This is a genomic window from Xanthocytophaga agilis (genome assembly GCF_030068605.1).
Lineage (GTDB): Bacteria > Bacteroidota > Bacteroidia > Cytophagales > 172606-1 > Xanthocytophaga > Xanthocytophaga agilis.
This window is the reverse complement of record NZ_JASJOU010000008.1, coordinates 1-18426: the sequence shown is the minus strand read 5'-3', so window position 1 is coordinate 18426 and position 18426 is coordinate 1. Positions and strand designations below refer to the sequence as shown.

11 protein-coding genes are annotated in these 18426 nt (G+C 33.8%); 6 read left to right on the top strand and 5 right to left on the bottom strand.

The window, feature by feature from the left end:
- Positions 1-474: 474 nt before the first annotated feature.
- Positions 475-1011 carry a helix-turn-helix domain-containing protein gene (locus QNI22_RS21575; protein WP_314513896.1) on the top strand — a complete coding sequence of 179 codons (537 nt, stop codon included), beginning with the start codon at positions 475-477 and terminating at the stop codon, positions 1009-1011.
- 115 nt (positions 1012-1126) lie between these two features.
- On the opposite strand, the gene QNI22_RS21570 is transcribed toward QNI22_RS21575, so the two are convergent.
- Positions 1127-2335, bottom strand: a complete 1209-nt coding sequence (locus tag QNI22_RS21570; protein WP_314513894.1) for a DUF5700 domain-containing putative Zn-dependent protease — start codon at positions 2333-2335, stop codon at positions 1127-1129.
- Between the two features lie 413 nt (positions 2336-2748).
- Positions 2749-3696 carry a glycosyltransferase family 2 protein gene (locus QNI22_RS21565; protein ID WP_314513892.1) on the bottom strand — a complete coding sequence of 316 codons (948 nt, stop codon included), beginning with the start codon at positions 3694-3696 and terminating at the stop codon, positions 2749-2751.
- A 133-nt stretch (positions 3697-3829) separates the two neighbouring features.
- Here QNI22_RS21565 and QNI22_RS21560 point away from each other — a divergent pair, with 133 nt between their 5' ends.
- Entirely contained in the window at positions 3830-5071 is a 1242-nt protein-coding gene (locus QNI22_RS21560) for a lanthionine synthetase LanC family protein (protein WP_314513891.1), read from the top strand.
- Between the two features lie 225 nt (positions 5072-5296).
- Positions 5297-8437 (top strand): lantibiotic dehydratase, encoded by a 3141-nt coding sequence (locus QNI22_RS21555; protein ID WP_314513889.1) that lies wholly within the window; start codon positions 5297-5299, stop codon positions 8435-8437.
- Between the two features lie 402 nt (positions 8438-8839).
- Here the strand turns inward: QNI22_RS21555 and QNI22_RS21550 are convergent, their stop codons facing one another.
- The 3 genes from QNI22_RS21550 to QNI22_RS21540 form a co-directional block, all read right to left on the bottom strand.
- Positions 8840-9070 carry a hypothetical protein gene (locus QNI22_RS21550; protein WP_314513888.1) on the bottom strand — a complete coding sequence of 77 codons (231 nt, stop codon included), beginning with the start codon at positions 9068-9070 and terminating at the stop codon, positions 8840-8842.
- 1063 nt (positions 9071-10133) lie between these two features.
- Complete coding sequence (locus QNI22_RS21545; protein WP_314513886.1) at positions 10134-11348, bottom strand: GAF domain-containing sensor histidine kinase; 1215 nt, start codon at positions 11346-11348, stop codon at positions 10134-10136.
- Between the two features lie 562 nt (positions 11349-11910).
- On the bottom strand, positions 11911-13824 hold the full coding sequence (locus tag QNI22_RS21540) for a YfbK domain-containing protein (RefSeq protein ID WP_314513884.1): 1914 nt from the start codon (positions 13822-13824) through the stop codon (positions 11911-11913).
- Positions 13825-14604: 780 nt separating this feature from the next.
- On the opposite strand from QNI22_RS21540, the gene QNI22_RS21535 reads away from it, so the two are divergent.
- From QNI22_RS21535 to QNI22_RS21525, 3 genes are all read left to right on the top strand, one after another.
- Positions 14605-15186, top strand: coding sequence for an RNA polymerase sigma factor (locus tag QNI22_RS21535; RefSeq protein WP_314513882.1), 582 nt, complete (start codon positions 14605-14607; stop codon positions 15184-15186).
- A 69-nt stretch (positions 15187-15255) separates the two neighbouring features.
- Positions 15256-16722 (top strand): energy transducer TonB, encoded by a 1467-nt coding sequence (locus QNI22_RS21530; protein ID WP_314513880.1) that lies wholly within the window; start codon positions 15256-15258, stop codon positions 16720-16722.
- Positions 16723-16983: 261 nt separating this feature from the next.
- Positions 16984-18102: a glycoside hydrolase family 43 protein gene (locus QNI22_RS21525; protein WP_314513878.1), complete on the top strand. Its 1119-nt coding sequence runs from the start codon at positions 16984-16986 to the stop codon at positions 18100-18102.
- Positions 18103-18426 lie beyond the last annotated feature (324 nt).

Below are 18426 nucleotides of genomic sequence, written 5' to 3'. Positions count from 1 at the left end.
TAGATAGCTACTTTAATGCTGGATAGCAATAACAGGCGGTATTGGAAAATATAGCTTGTAATTACTACTATCTTTGTGTCTATACATCTCCTATTATACTAGTTCTGATATCATTTTTTTAGCTTCAGATATATGATAAAAGAATCTCATCTTTGATAAAAATAATATCATATAGGCACATTCATTCTGATATATAAGGTTGGCCTGAAGATACTATATCTTATAAATATATTTGAACAGAAATTCATAATAAACCCAATAGATTCCTGTCAGTCTTACAGCTATAGTACTTTTGGTATTCTACATTAAAAAATAATATAATGTAAACATACAACAGACAAATTTGAATGAATCATTTTTTAATATAATTTTGCTTTAGTTGAATTTAAATTCAGCTAAAATGGTTTTTCAATACAATCTATATACAGAGATATAATATAAATATGAAGCCTCACTAAATTATTTTGGTAAATTATGGACAGCATTAATGTAGATAGTATGGAACTGGAACTGAGATTAGTTGGACAACGCTTAAAAGAATATTTAACTTTTAAGAATATAAAGATGAGCGAGTTTGGAAGAAGTACCCGGATTTCAGGTGCCCAGATTTCCAATATTGTTCACGGTAAAAATTTTAGTATAGAAAAACTACTTCAGATTACTGATTCTTATCCAGATCTGAATTTGCTTTGGCTCTTACAAGGTAAAGGAAAAATGCTTGTAATTGAGAATAAAAACGCTTCCGAACAGAATCATCTTGTACCTAAAACAGATCAGGATTTTAACCAGGAGAAAAAACAACAAGAAATCGTTGAAACACTTAAACATAAGATTCAGTTTCTGGAAAGCATGATCAACTACCAAGGATTAACCATTGATGCCTATAAGAACTCAATTGAAGTTCTAACTTCAACTAATAAGGATCTGAAAGATATAGTTCAACATTACAAAAATATTACCGATAACAAGAATCGTAACAATATAGACTTGAATAATCTGCAGTCTGCCTGATTGAGCATTCTGATTAACTTTTGTGGTTAGGTGATAACCTTTCTCAAGATAATCTCAAAGTAAGGCTACATTTTAAAGATGATGATACCTATTTCAGTATTATTATCAAAACAGATCATATTTGCTTAAGATAACGCTCTCTAATCTCTCTTAAGTATGATAGACTTGTTACTGATAAAGATGGTAATTCGGATTTGTTTTTTTGAACAGCCTGATTATAAAGTTCAAAGAATAAAACGGGATCCTCTATTGAATGGATTAAGGTAGGAAGTAGGCCTGCCTGTTTGATAGCTTGCCCCATAACCCTTCCTGGAATGTGTCCGCCGTGTTTGCTAAATTTTTGAAATAATAAATTATAATCAATATTGGTACTCTTGGCTTGAATTAAGCTATCAAGCTTAGTAATATAGCTTTTACTAAGCATAATTTCATTTTCAGTCAAGGATTCCATTTCCTTTAATACAGGAGAATTTGACTGTGTTAGTGCTGGTTTGTCTATCAGGTCTGCAACCCCTTCTTGTGATACATTGCTCAAAAAATACAATAGAATCGCATTAGGGTCCTGATTGGAAAAATCGTTCTTTAATAAGTTTGTAAAGGCTTCTGAAACAATGGCATGAAAGGTTTCATGTGCTGATAAAATACCCAATTTATATCTATCAATTTTGTAAGAAAGTAATAAGTCGTTGATGACCATTCCTGGGCCTGCAGTTGCATCTTCATTACCATAAAAGACATAATATTGCTTAGGTAGTTTGTCTTTTATCAGTAAACGAGCAGGAAGAAAAGGTTGTAGGTAACTAAAGATATTTTGTTGTATAGAAGATGCCTCCAAAAAGGAAATATGGGCAAGAAGTTGCTTCTCAAGCTTTTGATACTTCAAATGATGAGCTAAATCAGAATCAGTTTGTACATTTTTTGCATCATTCTTTGCTTCTGTTTTGTTTTTGGCCATACCCTCAGTGTAGATTAGTTGCATGTCATGCTTAAACTTTGTTGTATCTAAGACACCTGCTGTTATCATCATTGTGTGAATAGGCGAAGTAAACAAAGATGTCCATTCTTGTACAGTTGGTTCCTGATGAGCTCTAAATCGATCTGCAATGACAAAGTAAGCTTTCACAGCAGATACATCGATAAAGTCAGTAGGTAATTGAGATAAGGTTTTATTGGAGCTTGAGCTCTGTAGATTATTTTCTTTGGTAGATACAGAGGTGTTTTTATCCTTCTTTTGACTGTATACCTGCATACCTGATAAACCCATATATATCAATAAGATGAAATTAAATAAATAATGTTTTTTTTCAATACATGGACTTTTCATATGAGGAATATTTAGATAAAAAATAATAAAAATAAGCCTATATAAGGACTTGAGTATATTTACGCTTAACAGCCGGCAGGGACCTGGATTTACTTTTACAGCTCTGGTAGCTAATCTACAGGTTGGCTAATAACACTTAACAAAATACTTTATAACACCTGTCGTGTAATTTTTTGTTAAGGTATTTCATTATCTTGAATACAAATATAGTTTCATTCAGAAGAGTAAACAAGTACGCTACTTAATTTAAATATAATAATAAGTAGCAATAGAGCTGCTTTTTGTAACTGAAAAAGCGTCTACAAAAAGCAGTAGAAAACCGTTGCTACTGATGGTTATTAATTTAAGCAGCCAAAAGTTTGTTACTCCTCAATAAATTAAATATATATCTTGTTGTGAAGTTCAAATTTACTTTATTTAAAAGCTTGTGAAGGCTTATGAATTCTACAAAAAATTTCATTTATAAGTAACTGTTCAATAAGTTTCTGATCACTAATAACTACCTCATGGTTATAAAATTTTTCTGCCTGCTGTCTTGTTTGAGAATGGATTATATTTCTGGCGCGAATATGGAAGGGCAACTGTTGCTCAATAGAGTATTCACCTAGCCATAGATCAGGAAAGAATCCAAGTGTATGATATTTGTTATAAAAATTTTCAAAGCCGCAAACAGGATAATGCAATATAATTGGTCCGGTATTTGGATAAAATTGAATAGCATTCTTAAAAAAATGAGGCCCGTTTGGTGTAAGTCTGGCAGATACTTTACCGGCAGGCTTACCATTACCATAAAACAAGAAGAAATTTTTCATCCCTCCTGGATAGTGACATTGAATCAGATCTTTCTGCTTTAAAGTTAAAGTGAGTGGATTTCTTTTAAAAAGCGTAACTTCCTTGTAATAATTATCAATATAGGTTTTTTCACAGATAGCCTCATAATTCACATAGTTAATAGATTGTATATGTTGTTGTTCCATATACTTAAAATGATCTTTAACATTGTTATAGGCAGGTGCATAAAATAGTTCATCTACATCAATATGCAAAATCCAGGAGACATTTAACTGAAGCGAAAGATTAATAGCTGCCTCTATATTCAGTACTTGACGCGCAATTAAATCACTAGACGTATATTCTAACATATGTCTTAGCTTAGTCTTTTGCCATGAGCGCTGTAATAGGTCATCATTTTTGATAATAATAATTCTTTCCTCTTTGATCGTAACATCTGGAGGGATTTCATTTTCATCATCAAAAAAAAAGAAAATATAATCAAATCCGATACTTAAATGATAACTGGCAAAGTTGGCCAGCGTTTCTGCTGAACATGATTTTACTGTTGTAGTAATTGCAATTTGCATATTGACATACCTTTATATGTTTTTTGTAAATATATTGAATAAAAAATAAAATATAATGAATTAATTCGTTATATTTTATTAAATATTTATATTGCAGTATATTTAATGTTAAACATAAAGATTGTAGCGTATTTTGAATCAACTCATATGTGATACAGCTCAGGCCACTCCATCATACTCTTCCTGTTCTTTATATATAGGACTAGGTGGGCCCATTTTACTAAACGCCTCTTTATATCATAGAACGAAGAATAGTCAATTCAAAGATCGACTGGATTTATTAATCACCAGCTATTTTGATGATATACCGACTGTTATCTCACGTCAGGATTCTTCATTGGCAAGCGGATTTGCTGGTATATTATGGCTGGTAGAATATTTGAAACAGCATAAGTTGCTGCAAATGACATCAGCAAAAGAAGAATTGATGAATTATATTTCTCGACAATTAGAAAAGTCTGTCTCTGTTGATATTGAGAATAGAGATTATGATTTGTTGTATGGCGTGATAGGGAAAGCTCTGGTATTTTTAGATTATCCGTACCTGCGGTTAAATAACACGAAAGTGGTTACTACAATTGTTGAAGGTATTGAACAGATAGCGGAAAGGGACAGTAACGGGAATTTTTGGTATGACTACTACTACGATAAGAAATTTAAGGGAGAGAAAATTCAAAATTATGGATTAGCTCATGGTATACCCAGTATCATTTGTACCTTGTGTTTTTTTTACCTTGCCGGAGATATATATGTTGATGTACAGGTAAATACACGAAAAATGGTTTCTTTACAAATGATTAGAGGGGCTGTTAACTGGTTACTTTCCAAAAAACAACAAAACGGTTTGTCATCTTTCTCGAATGCAAACATAAGCGAGCAAACCAGTAGACTTGGGTGGTGTTATGGAGATTTAGGAGTTGCCTACTCTCTTTTTGTTGCAGCACAAGTGCTAAAAGATAATGAAATTTATTATAGTGCATTAGAGATTGCTTTACATTCTTGCAAACGGAACATCACTGACTCCCAGATTCAGTATATAGAGGGATTTTATGACATTGGTATTTGTCATGGATTGGCAGGTGTGTGTCTTTTTTATAGACTTTTCTATGAATTTACTCATGAAAGAACTTTCTCCAGTAAGTATTTCTATTATCTGAGATTACTTTATAGTTCTTTAAAGACAATTAAAACATTACAAGAAGGTACTCTCCAAAACCTGGATTTAAAAAAGATTATTGATGATACTTCCCTTCTTTATGGAAAGTCGGGAGCTTGTCTGGTTGCATTTCAAGATCAATCTTTTCTATCACCCAAATGGCATAATTTAATGTTGTTAAATAATTTCCATACCCTATCTACAGTAGTTGCAGAGTAAGCTGAAAGAGTGTAGCTACTAATGCATACATAGGTCAATTGTATGTCTTCTTCGTTTATGGACTGATGGATATATAGTTTGGATATAAGAATTCTTCTTTAGGATGCATACAATAAAAAGTCTTCAAAATTTATATGAGATAGGGTTTCACAGCTACTGTTAACCTATACAATGAATGTTGAATTTTTAAATTCATTTGAATCACTAATTTTTAACAATAAATGTATGATCGAAGATTTTGGTTTTATTATAATCCGGACACCTTTGCTGCCTATTTATTCCAGAAATGGTAATACTCAACAGTATACATCTTGTTTAGCAGATATCCACTCAGATTTGGAGTTATTAAACTTTCTAAATAATGACTTATTTAAAGAAGCTCTTTTGCTTTCATCACAGGAATTATTTCATGCCTATGAAAAGCTCATGCACCGGAAGCAAGATTTATCTGCTTCAGATAAAAAAGTTGTCAACAAACTTCTTAAATATTATCTAAGAATTTCTCACCGAAGCACACCCTATGGAGTTTCTGCAGGTTTGGCATCTATAAATATTGCAGATTCAACTAAAATTGAGTTAAACCGTAGCGATAAGCATAAAAAAAAGGTTCGCCTAAATTTTGATTTTATAACTCAATATTTAAAAAGGAAATACACAGATAAAGAATTTCTGTTTAAGGGGAAATTTTTTAGCAATAATACAATCTATAAGAATTTTAGAGGTCTTCATTATATAAAAGGAGATAATTATCCATTTTCTAAAATGACAGTAGAAAACACAAGTTTGATTGAGAGTATAATTAAGTACACTAAAAGAAAAAAAAATTTTTCTCAAATTCGGAAGTTTATACTTAATAGAGTCACTCAATCAGAACAGGATGTTGACAAGTTTATCTTTCATTTAATTGATAATTATCTCTTGCTTCCAGACTTTTATCCAGATATATTATCTGATAATATTACCAAAGACTTTCAAAAGAGACTCAAACAGCAAGCAGATAATCAGGATTTGCTTTTAGCAATAGCTGAGATTGAAAGACTGAACCAAACCAAAATCGGACAGGGTTTCCATTCCTATATTCAGATTGGTAAATATCTGAAAAATTTAGATAAGTACTACTCTAATGTGGATTTGCTCCATTCAGATATGTATTTATCTTTCAAGGAAAAGCAAATTAACAAGAATGTATTGACAGAGATTTATGATTGTATCCATTATCTGAATAAATTAAAAGCAGATAGTTCCAACTCGAGACTACGAACCTTTATACAAAAGTTCAGAGAAAGGTATGGTAGTAAGGAAGTAAATCTAGCAGATGTTTTGGATACAATAACTGGTATTGGGTATCCAGTGGAAAGTCATCTTGATACAGGTGGTAATGAGTTTTTAAAAGGATTAGCAGGTTTAAGCAATAATTCAGCTGATCAGTTTATGTTAAATAGTTGGGATCTGTTTTTATTTAATAAATACCTGAAGTCTAAAGATGCTTTTGAGAAAAGCATGCTGGTTTTAAGCGAAGAAGATCTATCTGAGTTTAAGAGTGCAGAAACATCAGCTAAGGACCTTCCTTCTTCTTTGTTTAGTTGTTTTCGATTGATTGCACAAGATGAAGATGCAATTGATAAAGGCAATTTTTTAATTGATTATATCTATACAGGAGGCCCTTCAAGTATTAATCTATTAAGCAGATTCGCAAATCTGGACTCAGATCTGGATCAAAAATTGCAAAAATGTATTAATGCTGAAGAAGAGGGAATAAATGATATTATCTTTGCTGAAATCATTCATGCTCCTTCTGGGAAGGCAAGTAATGTGGTTACCAAAACTGATTTTCGAAAATTTGAAATACCACTTCTCAATAATTCAGATAGTTCAGCTATTAAGTTGAACATTGATGATCTAACTGTCTATTGTAGTGATAATAAAGTTATCTTAAAATCCAGATCGTTAAATAGAATTGTTAAGCCTCGTCTGACTAGTGCTCATAACTATACCTATCAGGCACTTAATTTTTACTATTTCCTTTCAGATTTGCACTTTCAGGATGGTCTATACGGGTTATATTGGAATTGGGGAAATTTAATGGGAGGTTTTAAACATCTTCCAAGAGTAGTATATAAAAAGTGTATCCTCTCTAAAGAGTCATGGATAATTGAGTTGTCTGATTTTGATCACCTCTTTGAAAATAAACAATTACCATCTTATACAAAAGTCCAAAATTATTTCTCAGAAGTGAAGATTCCACAACAGTTTTTGATCAAAGGTGGCAATGATCTCAATTTATATATTAATCTGGAGAGTAAAGTTTGTTTTGATCTTTTCTGGGAAGAATTATCTAAAAACAGATCTCTTAAGATTGAAGAGTGTTTGTTTAGCGCTAATCAGTGTTTCATTACTAATGAAACCGGAAAGTACAGTCATGAATTTGTATTACCACTTAAATTAAACAAAAACGAATTAAACCTATCTGCTAATGCTGCTGATATAACTATAAATAGACAAATTGTAACTGATTTTTTTCCAGGAAGTCAGTGGTTACAAGTTAATATCTTTTGCAATTTCCAATTAATGGATGAGATCATTGTACATTCATTACAAAAAGTATTAATAAGTCTTATTAGTCAGAAAATTGTCGAAGGATACTTTTTTGTTAAGTTCAATGCTCCTGATTCACATATACGTTTAAGATTAAAAGTAAAAGTAAAAAGCAAAATCTTCCGGATTCTAGATCTGGTCAATAAAAAGCTTAAAAATTATATTCAAGCTGGAAGTATCTGGTCTATCCAATTGGATAGTTATAAAAGAGAAATAGATCGCTATACACTGGATTATGATCAGGTCGAACACTTTTTTTACATGGATAGCTATTGTACTATTGCCATACTGGAAACTCTAAATACTGTCAAACTTTTAAATTCACATAGACATAGGATTATAGTAGCTCTTCTTAGCTGTCAGGGAATACTGGAAAAAGTGGGGCTGTCCCCTGAGGAAAAGAGCAACTTTATAGAAAATTTATCTTCAAACTTTAAAAATGAATTTCAGTTGACTTCTGTTCTTGAGCATAAAAAGATTCTCGCCAATAACTTTAGACAAATTAAACAGTTTCTAAAAGAACAAACTCCCATTTTGATGAGTCAGATTAAGCAGATTATAACTGATAGAGATGCTCAAAGTAGCGAGTTTTATTCTATTATCCAAGCCTTATCCTATGATAGGAAATGTAGAATAATTGAGAGCATTTTACATATGTGCTGCAATAGGATTTTGATTACCCATCCAAGATTGAATGAGGTGGTTATCTATGATTTTATTAAACAAAGTCTGAAATCTGAAAAGTACAATGAAACTATTTTATCAGCTTGAAAAGGATGATACTGATAGATTTTATGAGTGATAAGTAGCAATATTGCATATTTTTGACCTTCTCCTATAACAATGGACCATAAGCAAGCTTACAAAATAGCACTTTTTTCTCAGTAGAGAATACTAAAACTAGCGAAACAACAGTGCAGTGGAATGCTTTGCATAGATTGAGATTTATTATAATAGAAGCAGGAGAAATTCAGCTCTAAGCTATAAAATTCAGATGGAATTTGAATAACTTTATCAAGTTAATCTTTTTTAACTCACAAGTCGTTTATCCCGATTTTTAGATTAACTTGTTGATAGTCTGTTAAATATTAAGGTTATCACCTTATTCCAACCAGCGAAATGATGGTTGTGATCTTAAAATGTTTTTATGGTATAATATAATTTATCAAGGTCTTACTCCTGGTTATTGAGATTAGTGATCTTTAAACGATCTTCCAAAATCTTAATTCTTTCCTTCAGGGATTCATTTTCCACTGTCAATGCAATATTCCATTCTACTATTGAAGCTATATTTTCGAATGTATTGTCTACTTCTAGGTAACATATATCGTTGGTATTTACCAGTTCAATATGTTTGGATATTATCTTAAAAGGGCTGGTGGAATTGAAGATTAAGAAATCCATAGGTCGTAAGAGGTTGTGAGTTATATTAAACTATATTGTATCGTCTTTTATTGTGGAGTAACATGTTAAAAAGATTGATATGTGTGTGCTTTATGATTAATTATTTTTATCTGCGAATGTAATAGATTGCAAGTGAGTAGGAAATTATGGTATTTTTAAATACTTATTAAGTCTCTATTGAATAGAGGATAAGAAATAATCTCTAGTATTCTTTGTTTGTTGAATATTTGCCACTATTATGTGACCCATGATCTGAGTTTTATTGTTCTTGGTCAAGGCTTATCCAAAGTCTAAGCTTACATTTATCTTTATTCTTCCTTTTAGCTAGTAACTCAATTTTTGGAGTAACTCAGTGAGAAACAAATCTTTGCCTCTTATACAAGCGCTATAAGTAAATATGAAAGTTTTTTTATATAGATAATTTTATACTGATTAATATTAAAGTATAAGTGGATAATGAATTACCTAATTGGAATCTTATTAATAAACTTATAATGATAAGGTTGTATTTTTGTCTGTATGTTGTAAAGTGATGAGAGATATTCTATTGGATAGTGAAAAAAGTTTACTTTACAAAAAAAGCTATTTTAGATATAGAACAGATTAATTGACATTGAGAAGCGAACCTATATTTTAAGAACTGAAATTGCAGGGAAATAAGAAATAATGATTTTGATAGTCTGTATATACCACTATTACAATACTACTACTTAGTATTATTGTAATTAAGAATACAACTCATTTATTCCGTTTCTTATTTGGGATGGACATGTAATGAAAAATTCTTTACTAAGTAAATGACAGAAGCAGAGAGGAGTGCTATTGCCAAGCTATATTGGCTGATTACAGTGAGATTCCCTGCAAAAACAGCCGGAAAAATACTTGTCCTTTTTAACATAAAAAAAACTTATAGAAGAAAAACAAAAATCAGTTGTTACATCAAATATAATTAATGTTATGTTACCAGACAATTTTATAAGAGAAAAAATACAATCAAAGAACAGATTTTTAACAAAAAAATATATAAATTAATTTTTTCCGAATTATTATTTTATTGTAACAATCAATGAGGAATTGTAAATGCAAATAGACTTCCTTTTCCTTCTTCGCTTACAACTTCAATACTTCCACCCAGTTTTTCAATAAACTCTCGACACATAATCAATCCGAAGCCTATTCCTTTTTCACCTTGTGTGCCTCTACTGGTTTGGCGTTGGGAAAATAAGGTGCCCAGTATATCCTTGCTTATTCCATGTCCGGTGTCGCTGACACTTATTTTAATTTGTTTGTCTACCTTCTCAGCTGAAATCTTGATTGTACCGCTATCCGTAAACTTATTCGCATTCCCTACCAGATTACGCAAAATAAACCAGAGCATATCTTTGTCTGCACGAATCTGTTCAAGGGTTACCATATTAACAATTGTGTTATTTTTCTGCTTTGCCTTATATTCCTGTTCCAATTTTACTTTTTCAACCAGTTCATGCAGATTTACTATTGAATGGATCATGTCATTGCCAGAAAGCTGAGATGCACCCCACTGAACAAGAGTTGTCAGTATCTCATCTGTAGAATCCAGCATTTCATTAAGTTTTTGGATTAAATGCTGAAGTTGTGCAGGAAATCCTTCTTCAATTTCCAAAAAGTTAATCATTCCCCGAATGGTATTTAGTGGACTACGCAAATCATGTGAAATAACAGAAATGATTTTGCTGTTCATCTCATTCAAATGATTAATCCGATTGGCTTGTGCTTGGGATTGTTCAATGGCTGATATCAGACTAAAATTGCGTCGGCGAAGTTCGAGTTGGTGTACTACCTGCTGGCCTAATACCTGAAGGGCAAATTGTTGTTCGGAAGTAAGTTCTCTGGGTACTTTGTCAATGACACAGAGTGTTCCGAGGCGAAAACCATCTGGATTAATAAGAGGGACACCGGCATAAAACCGTATACCTGGATCTCCCTCTACCAAAGGGTTATCTATGAATCTACCATCAGTGTGTGTATCTTTTACAACAAATACTCCATCCTGAAGAATCGCATGCCCACAAAAAGAACTCTCTCTGGGTAATTCCTTATAGTCTATTCCTACACGTGATTTAAACCATTGTCGTTGTTGTTCAACAAGTGAAATGAGCGAAATGGGGGTCTGACAGATCTGAGACGCCAATTTCACAATATCATCAAAATCTTTTTCAGGTTGAGTATCCAGAATGTGATATCCTTGTAAGGCCTGTAGACGAGATTCTTCATTTGATGGAATTTCTGGCGCTTTCATAGTATAACTGCTCACGAACTATTACCATTTGGTAGTTCAGATTGTTAGGGTGTGAAATGTACTGAAAAATATACTATGTTTTGTATTTATCAAACGACTTTCTTTTATAGAATCCAATTTTACTCTTTGATTTCATGTAGTTAACTACATGAATTTCCTAATTCTGAAAGAAGAGCGTTACTAGCTTAGTTGTGTAAACAAAAATCAACGCAAAATGAGTACCTGTATCTTATTCTGAAAACGAGGTATAGGTTTGACCCAGCATTGTATCACAAACGATCTGTAAGCTGTTTTGGGTATGCGATTTATAAAAGGCAGGAGATTGCACTAATTAATTCCGCAAAGAAAGGAAAAATACTCAATAAAAAAAGGGTGAAAATACGGTGGCTAAATAGTTTGAATCTTTCCTATCTTGCCGGAATTAAGAGTTTATGCACAAAGACACGATAAACATCTCATTCTATTGGAATGCCAGAATGTTTTTGCTACAAAGCTTCCCCGGTAATTCTGCTGGGGAAGCTTTGTTTTAGGGCAGACCTGTACAACAAAAGGTACTATCAACTTATCTTTTGGCTTGTAGAAATTCACTAGCCTTTACCATATTGATAAACTCAATTCGATACCCTTCCTCATCTTTACCTTTTGCTTGAGTAGCTAATGTGATCACCTGATTATAAGTAGCGGTACCTTTATATTCTGAATCACGTAATAACATAGCATATTCTGCTACTGCTGCTGAGAACCGGAAATTGTCAGACGTTTTACTCAGAGGTGTTTTATTATCAGCCAATGTTGTTTCAATAAGACTGCTGGTAGTTTCATTTGGTTTCTTATACCGTAATTTTACTGTCATCATTTCCCTGGCTTTATAAGCTTTGGGATCAACAACATTCTTTTGGTATTTAAGTGGATCTATAGTGTCCGATGAATTGTCTGAAGACTCTCCTGTAGGAACAATTTCATACAGAGCGGTTACATTATGTCCCGAACCTAACTCTCCTGCATCTTTCTTATCATTGTTAAAGTCTTCGTTTTTTAAGGCTCTGTTTTCATAACCAACCAGTCGATAGGCTTTAACCTGTGCCGGGTTAAACTCAATCTGAATCTTTACATCTTTGGCAATAGTAAATAATGTACCTCCAAATTCATTGACAAACACTTTCTTGCCTTCCAGCAGGTTATCAATATAGGCATAGTTGCCATCTCCTTTGTCTGCTAGAATTTCCATTTTAGAATCTTTGTAATTACCCATTCCAAAGCCCAATACCGTCAGAAATATGCCTGTACTACGTTTTTTCTCTATCAGCCTTTCCATTTCCGCATCACTGGATGAACCAACATTGAAATCTCCATCAGTAGCGAGAATAATCCGGTTATTACCATCTTTTTGAAAGTATTCCTGAGCCACTTTATAGGCCAATTCAATGCCTTGTCCACCCGCAGTCGATCCCCCAGCTTCCAACTGATTAAGTGCATTCCTGATTTTTTCTTTCTGATTACCTGAAGTAGAAGGTAACACCAAACCTGCAGCTCCTGCATACACCACTATTGCCACATGGTCCTGAGGACGTAGCTGTTCAATAAGTAATCCAAAGGCTGATTTAAGCAACGGCAACTTATTGGCATCCTGCATTGAGCCGGAAACATCAATCAGAAAAACCAGATTGGAAGGAGGCAGATTTTGGGTAGGAATATTTTTGCCTTGCAACCCAATATGTACAAGTCGGTTCTTTGGGTTCCATGGGCATTCTGATACTTCAGTTGTAATCGAAAATGGCACATTTCCCGAAGGCTGAGGATAGTCATATTCAAAATAGTTGATCATTTCCTCTATCCGGACTGCATCTTTGGGAGGGGCTTGGCCCAACTCAACAAAACGTCTTACATTGCTGTAACTGGCAGCATCTACATCTATGGAAAAGGTTGAAAGCGGATTGCGAAGAGCTTCCTGGAATATATTTTCATGAATAGTATTATACGATTCTGTATTGTAATCAGAAGCTATAGCTGGTGGAGCGACTTTGGAAGCTATATTGGGCTCCATAAAATACATCTCTTTAGATGTTTCTCCTTCTTGAGTTGTAATCGAAGTTTCATTCAATGTTAAATCTTCCTGTTTGGTCTCATATTTTGGCTGATAGGCTTTGTCTTTTGCTGATATTACCGATCTACGTTGACCTTTAACAAGTTTTACATCAATCTGTGACAGGTTATTTACCGATAGACTTTTGGGAGCATACCCACTGTATGTAAAAACCAGAACGGACTTATTACCTACTACCTGAATTGAATAATTTCCCTGCCCATCGGTTTTAGTCTCTGTAGCAGTACCATATACTGTAATTTTTACTCCTGCCAGTTTTTGATGGGTGACAGAGTCTGTTACTGTACCTGTAATGGTTTTGTGTGTATGAATAAGGGCAAAACCTAGCCAGGATAGGCAAAATAGGGTAGGCACTATAAGTAGTTTACTCATGAGTGATAGGTTTTAGATGTTTTTACAATAGATGCATGCCTATTCTTATTTCCACACCTATTCTGCAAAGATTATTTGCTAGCCTTTTAATATTAGTTTGTATACAGCTGTGAAATAGTTTTCATGTGCATAGTTCTATGGATTTTTTGTTTTGACCTGAACTATGTGCATGAGATCTTTTTGCGATTAATTCCGCTCAAATACAAAATTTATGGTTTATTCAGTGCATTAGTGATATCTACGATTTGTTATAAGCAAAAATGTTTTGATTCGATCAACCATAATTAACTCTTCAATATATCATTTGCGGTGAATTCACAGCAAGACTTACTCTACGCATAATCCAGATCAACCTGCAGATAATCTTCTGTTTCCGCTTACATGTGGAACGATTTTTTCTACTGTAATTGTGTGCAATCAAATCTGAGGAAGGCTAAAAATATGCTATTGGATTTTTAACGGGAAGGATTTTTAGATTAGTATACAGTTCAAATAGTATGGTGTTGATCTACAGTATATTGTATGCGCAGACAGTAAAATGAGAAGTTTTTGCTCTTTTGATTGAATTTAAATAATTAAAGAAAATATAGTATAGTTATTAGTTTTGTGAAAAAAAATATTACTTTTATCTTCTCTATCGAATAAATAGATAGTATTACTATTTAAGGAGATGTTTGTAATTTTATAGGAAGAGCAAATTTGAACCTTGATACTAAGTGGAGCAGAAAGTATAGTCGAGAGAAAATTATTTTATTCATTAACTATTAAATCAGTCGCTGCATGCTCTTTTTCCGCCGTTCACCTAAAAAAGCCCCAGCTGATGATGCAGAACTCTTACGGCGTTACCGTGAGTCTGGTGATCTGAAAGTACTGGGTGAGCTTTATGAAAGATATATGCATTTGGTGTTTGGGGTTTGCCTGAAGTATCTGAAAAAGGAAGACGACAGCAAAGATGCCACCATGCAGATTTTTGAAAAGCTGGTTACTGAATTGAGAGTTCACGAAGTAAAAAACTTTAGTAGTTGGCTGCATACACTGGCACGCAATCACTGTCTGATGCAGTTACGGGTACATAAAACCTATACTTCTCAGGGAACGATTTATTTATCTGCTGATGAGAATATGGAATTTGAGGTTGCATCGCATCCAGAAGAGGAAGACATAGAGTATCGGTTGACACAGATAGAAGATGGAATGAACGAATTGCCCGAAGAACAAAAGCGTTGTCTTGAGCTTTTTTATATCGACCAGAAGTCATACAAGGAGATATGTGATATGACTGGTTTCGATTTTAAACAGGTTAAGAGCTATTTGCAGAATGGAAAGAGAAATCTTAAGCTCTATCTGGACAAAACCGGATAAGACTTCCGGTCAGCTTTTAACTCCTAATTATGAAGTAGATTAGACTTATCAGGTATATAGCTAAGTGAAATGACCCGACATAAAAAAAATAGCCCTTCCCTACAGTCACCTTTGTCTCAGGATATTATTGAGAAATATCTCTTTAGCAAAGAGAATAGCGATATTTCTTACCCTGTGGAATCCAAATTAGCCAATGATGCATTCACAGCAGATGCTGTTGATGGTTTGGGCACTCAACAAAGTGCACAGCAGATGAAGGGCAATATGAACGATTTGAAATCACGTTTACATCAGCGGATTTCCCAACAGAAACAAAAACGAGGTGGTATTAGCATTCCTTTTGGTATGCAACCTTATGCCATTGCTGCGTCAGTGGCTTTGTTGTTATGCTGTGCTGTTGTTGTAATGTTCAATGTTAAATATTCAGAGAAAATAACTCCTTCTCTGGCTAAAACTCAGAATGAACATCCCGTTGTTTCTTCCAATGCAACACCTTTAGCTAATGAACGCAACCAAAATGAGATTGCATTGGAGCAAGCACCTTCTTATCAGGAGCCTGCTACTACTAATAGCGAATTCAAGAAATCTGATAAAGTAGAGGCTGATAAAAATGTGACTAAATCGTTTCTGGCTACAAGTGAAAAACATAAAGCTGTTATAACAAGAGCTGAAAATGTATTAGAATCTACTGTAATAGAATCTAAAGATAAGAGTCCTGCAACTACTGCAACAGCTACAATGATGGCAAAAGAAGACCTGCCAGTTGCTACATCCAATCAACCTGTTTTGCTGGAAGAAAAGATGGCAGTGCCTCCAACAGAATCTGTCCAGGGAAATTCGTTTGCTTCCGTTAAACCTTCAGCACAGAAGAATACTACTGCTATTGACGATTCAAATACATTCGCTAAATCAAAAGTAAAAGCTACAACAGGAGGAGTACAAACTCCGCGCATAGTAAAAGGAAGAGTAGTGGATGCAGAAGATGGCATGGCTATTCCTGGAACAGTTGTTACTGTAAAGGGAACAAACATTACAACGTATACTAATCAGAATGGAGAATATGCAATTACAGTTCCGGCCGATGGAGAATTAGCCTTTAGTTTTGTAGGTTATATAACATACCGTATTCCTGTGGATCAACATGGTACTATCAATGCCAGCTTATCTCCTGATATGAAGTCGTTGAGTGAGGTAGTAGTAATAGGAAGTGAAGATGAGAAAAGTGGTAAAACAGCCTATACTCCCGCACAACCCGAAAAAGGTATGCCTGAGTTTATGAAAACAATAGAGCAAAAACTGGAAGCATCTCCTAATGCTGGTTCTTATGGATCTGGTACTATAAAAATAGGTTTCACTGTTGAACCTGATGGTAGTCTTACCAATGTAAAAGTACTGAAAAGTATTGGTGGCGAATCAGATCAAACCGCAGTACAAGCTGTAAAAGATGCATCCCGCTGGACTCCTGCTCAGGAAAACGGAAAGCCAGTATCACAAAAAATGAAAATCCGTATTCCTTTTAAAAATAAGAAGAAATAGTTTTTCTATTAAACTATAAAGCACCCCTGCCAAACTATTTGTATAGTTCCAGCAGGGGTGCTTTTTTAATGCCTTCATTTAAATAGTAGCTACTATCTGTATAAAATAGCTTAATTAAAGTCTGTAAAAAATGCTATTATCTATAAAAATAATAAAAGTGTCAGGATAACATTTAATATTTTTCTATATTTGGATCATATTCAGATCGCTTTAGCGAAAGAGTAAGACAATCTAATCTTTCACCTATCTACTTATAGAAAAATGATCAAACACCTCTCTTTAAAAGTACCTACTTTCATTGTGTTACTTGTCCTGGGTCTTACGAGTGCCTGCACAAGCAAGAGTTCCGAAAAAGAGGAATCCGCTGCTACCGACTCTGTACATACAGCATCTACTAAAGAAGATAGCTTGAATCCTATATCTGATCCATTGGTTACAGATATTTATACTGCTGATCCTTCTGCTCATGTATTTAATGGAAAGCTATATATTTATCCTTCTCATGATATTGAAGCTGGAATTCCCCAAAATGATAATGGAGATCATTTTGATATGAGAGACTATCATATTTTATCTATGGATAGCGTATCTGGAAGTGTAAAGGATAATGGCATCGCATTAAATATCAAAGATATTCCTTGGGCAGGACGTCAATTGTGGGCTCCAGATGCGGCATATGCAAATAAAACCTACTATTTATATTTCCCTGTAAAAGACAAACAAGATATTTTTCGGATAGGAGTAGCTAAAAGTGATTCTCCAACAGGGCCTTTCAAAGCTGAACCTACACCCATTGAAGGAAGCTTTAGTATTGATCCTGCTGTATTTGCGGATTCAGATGGTAAACATTATATGTACTTCGGTGGAATCTGGGGCGGACAATTACAGAGATGGCGTTCTGGCAAATATGATGTAAATAGTAAAGAGCCCGATTCTAATGAAGTAGCTTTAAGTCCTAAAGTTGCCAGACTTAGCAAAGACATGCTCCACTTTGATGAAAAAGTAAGAGATGTGCAGATTCTGGATAAAGACGGAAAACCTTTATTAGCTGGAGATCATAATCGTCGTTTTTTTGAAGCCTCTTGGTTACATAAATATGATGGCAAGTACTATTTCTCTTATTCTACAGGTGATACACATTATATAGTATATGCTATTGGAGATAGTCCTTATGGTCCATTTACTTATCAGGGTGTAATCCTTAAACCTGTTATTGGATGGACAAATCATCATTCTATTGTTCAGTTTAAAGGGAAGTGGTATCTATTTTATCATGATAGTTCTTTATCCGGTGGTAAAACTCATTTAAGAAGTGTGAAAGTTACCGAATTAACACATCGACCTAATGGCACTATTGAAACAGTCTCTGCCTATAAATAAACAAATACGCCTTCTTCAACTTTACTGTTGAAGAAGGCGTATTTGTTTATTTGTTGTTCTGGATGATATAGAGAGAGTTATTGATTTACCATGATTTTACTCTATAAATAGTTGAAAATATATTTGGAGAAAAGGATTGGGGTATATACTTTTGTAACCCTGCTCGCAAATAAAGAGTCAAAGACGAGCAGCGTAAGAAAAAAAGAAGAAAATAAATTTTAGATTTTTCTTGCAGCAATCAAAAACAACTTCTACTTTTGCATCCCGATTCGCTGACAAGGCGAAGAAAGAAATAAAAACAGAAGAAGTAGGATAAAGTAAAGG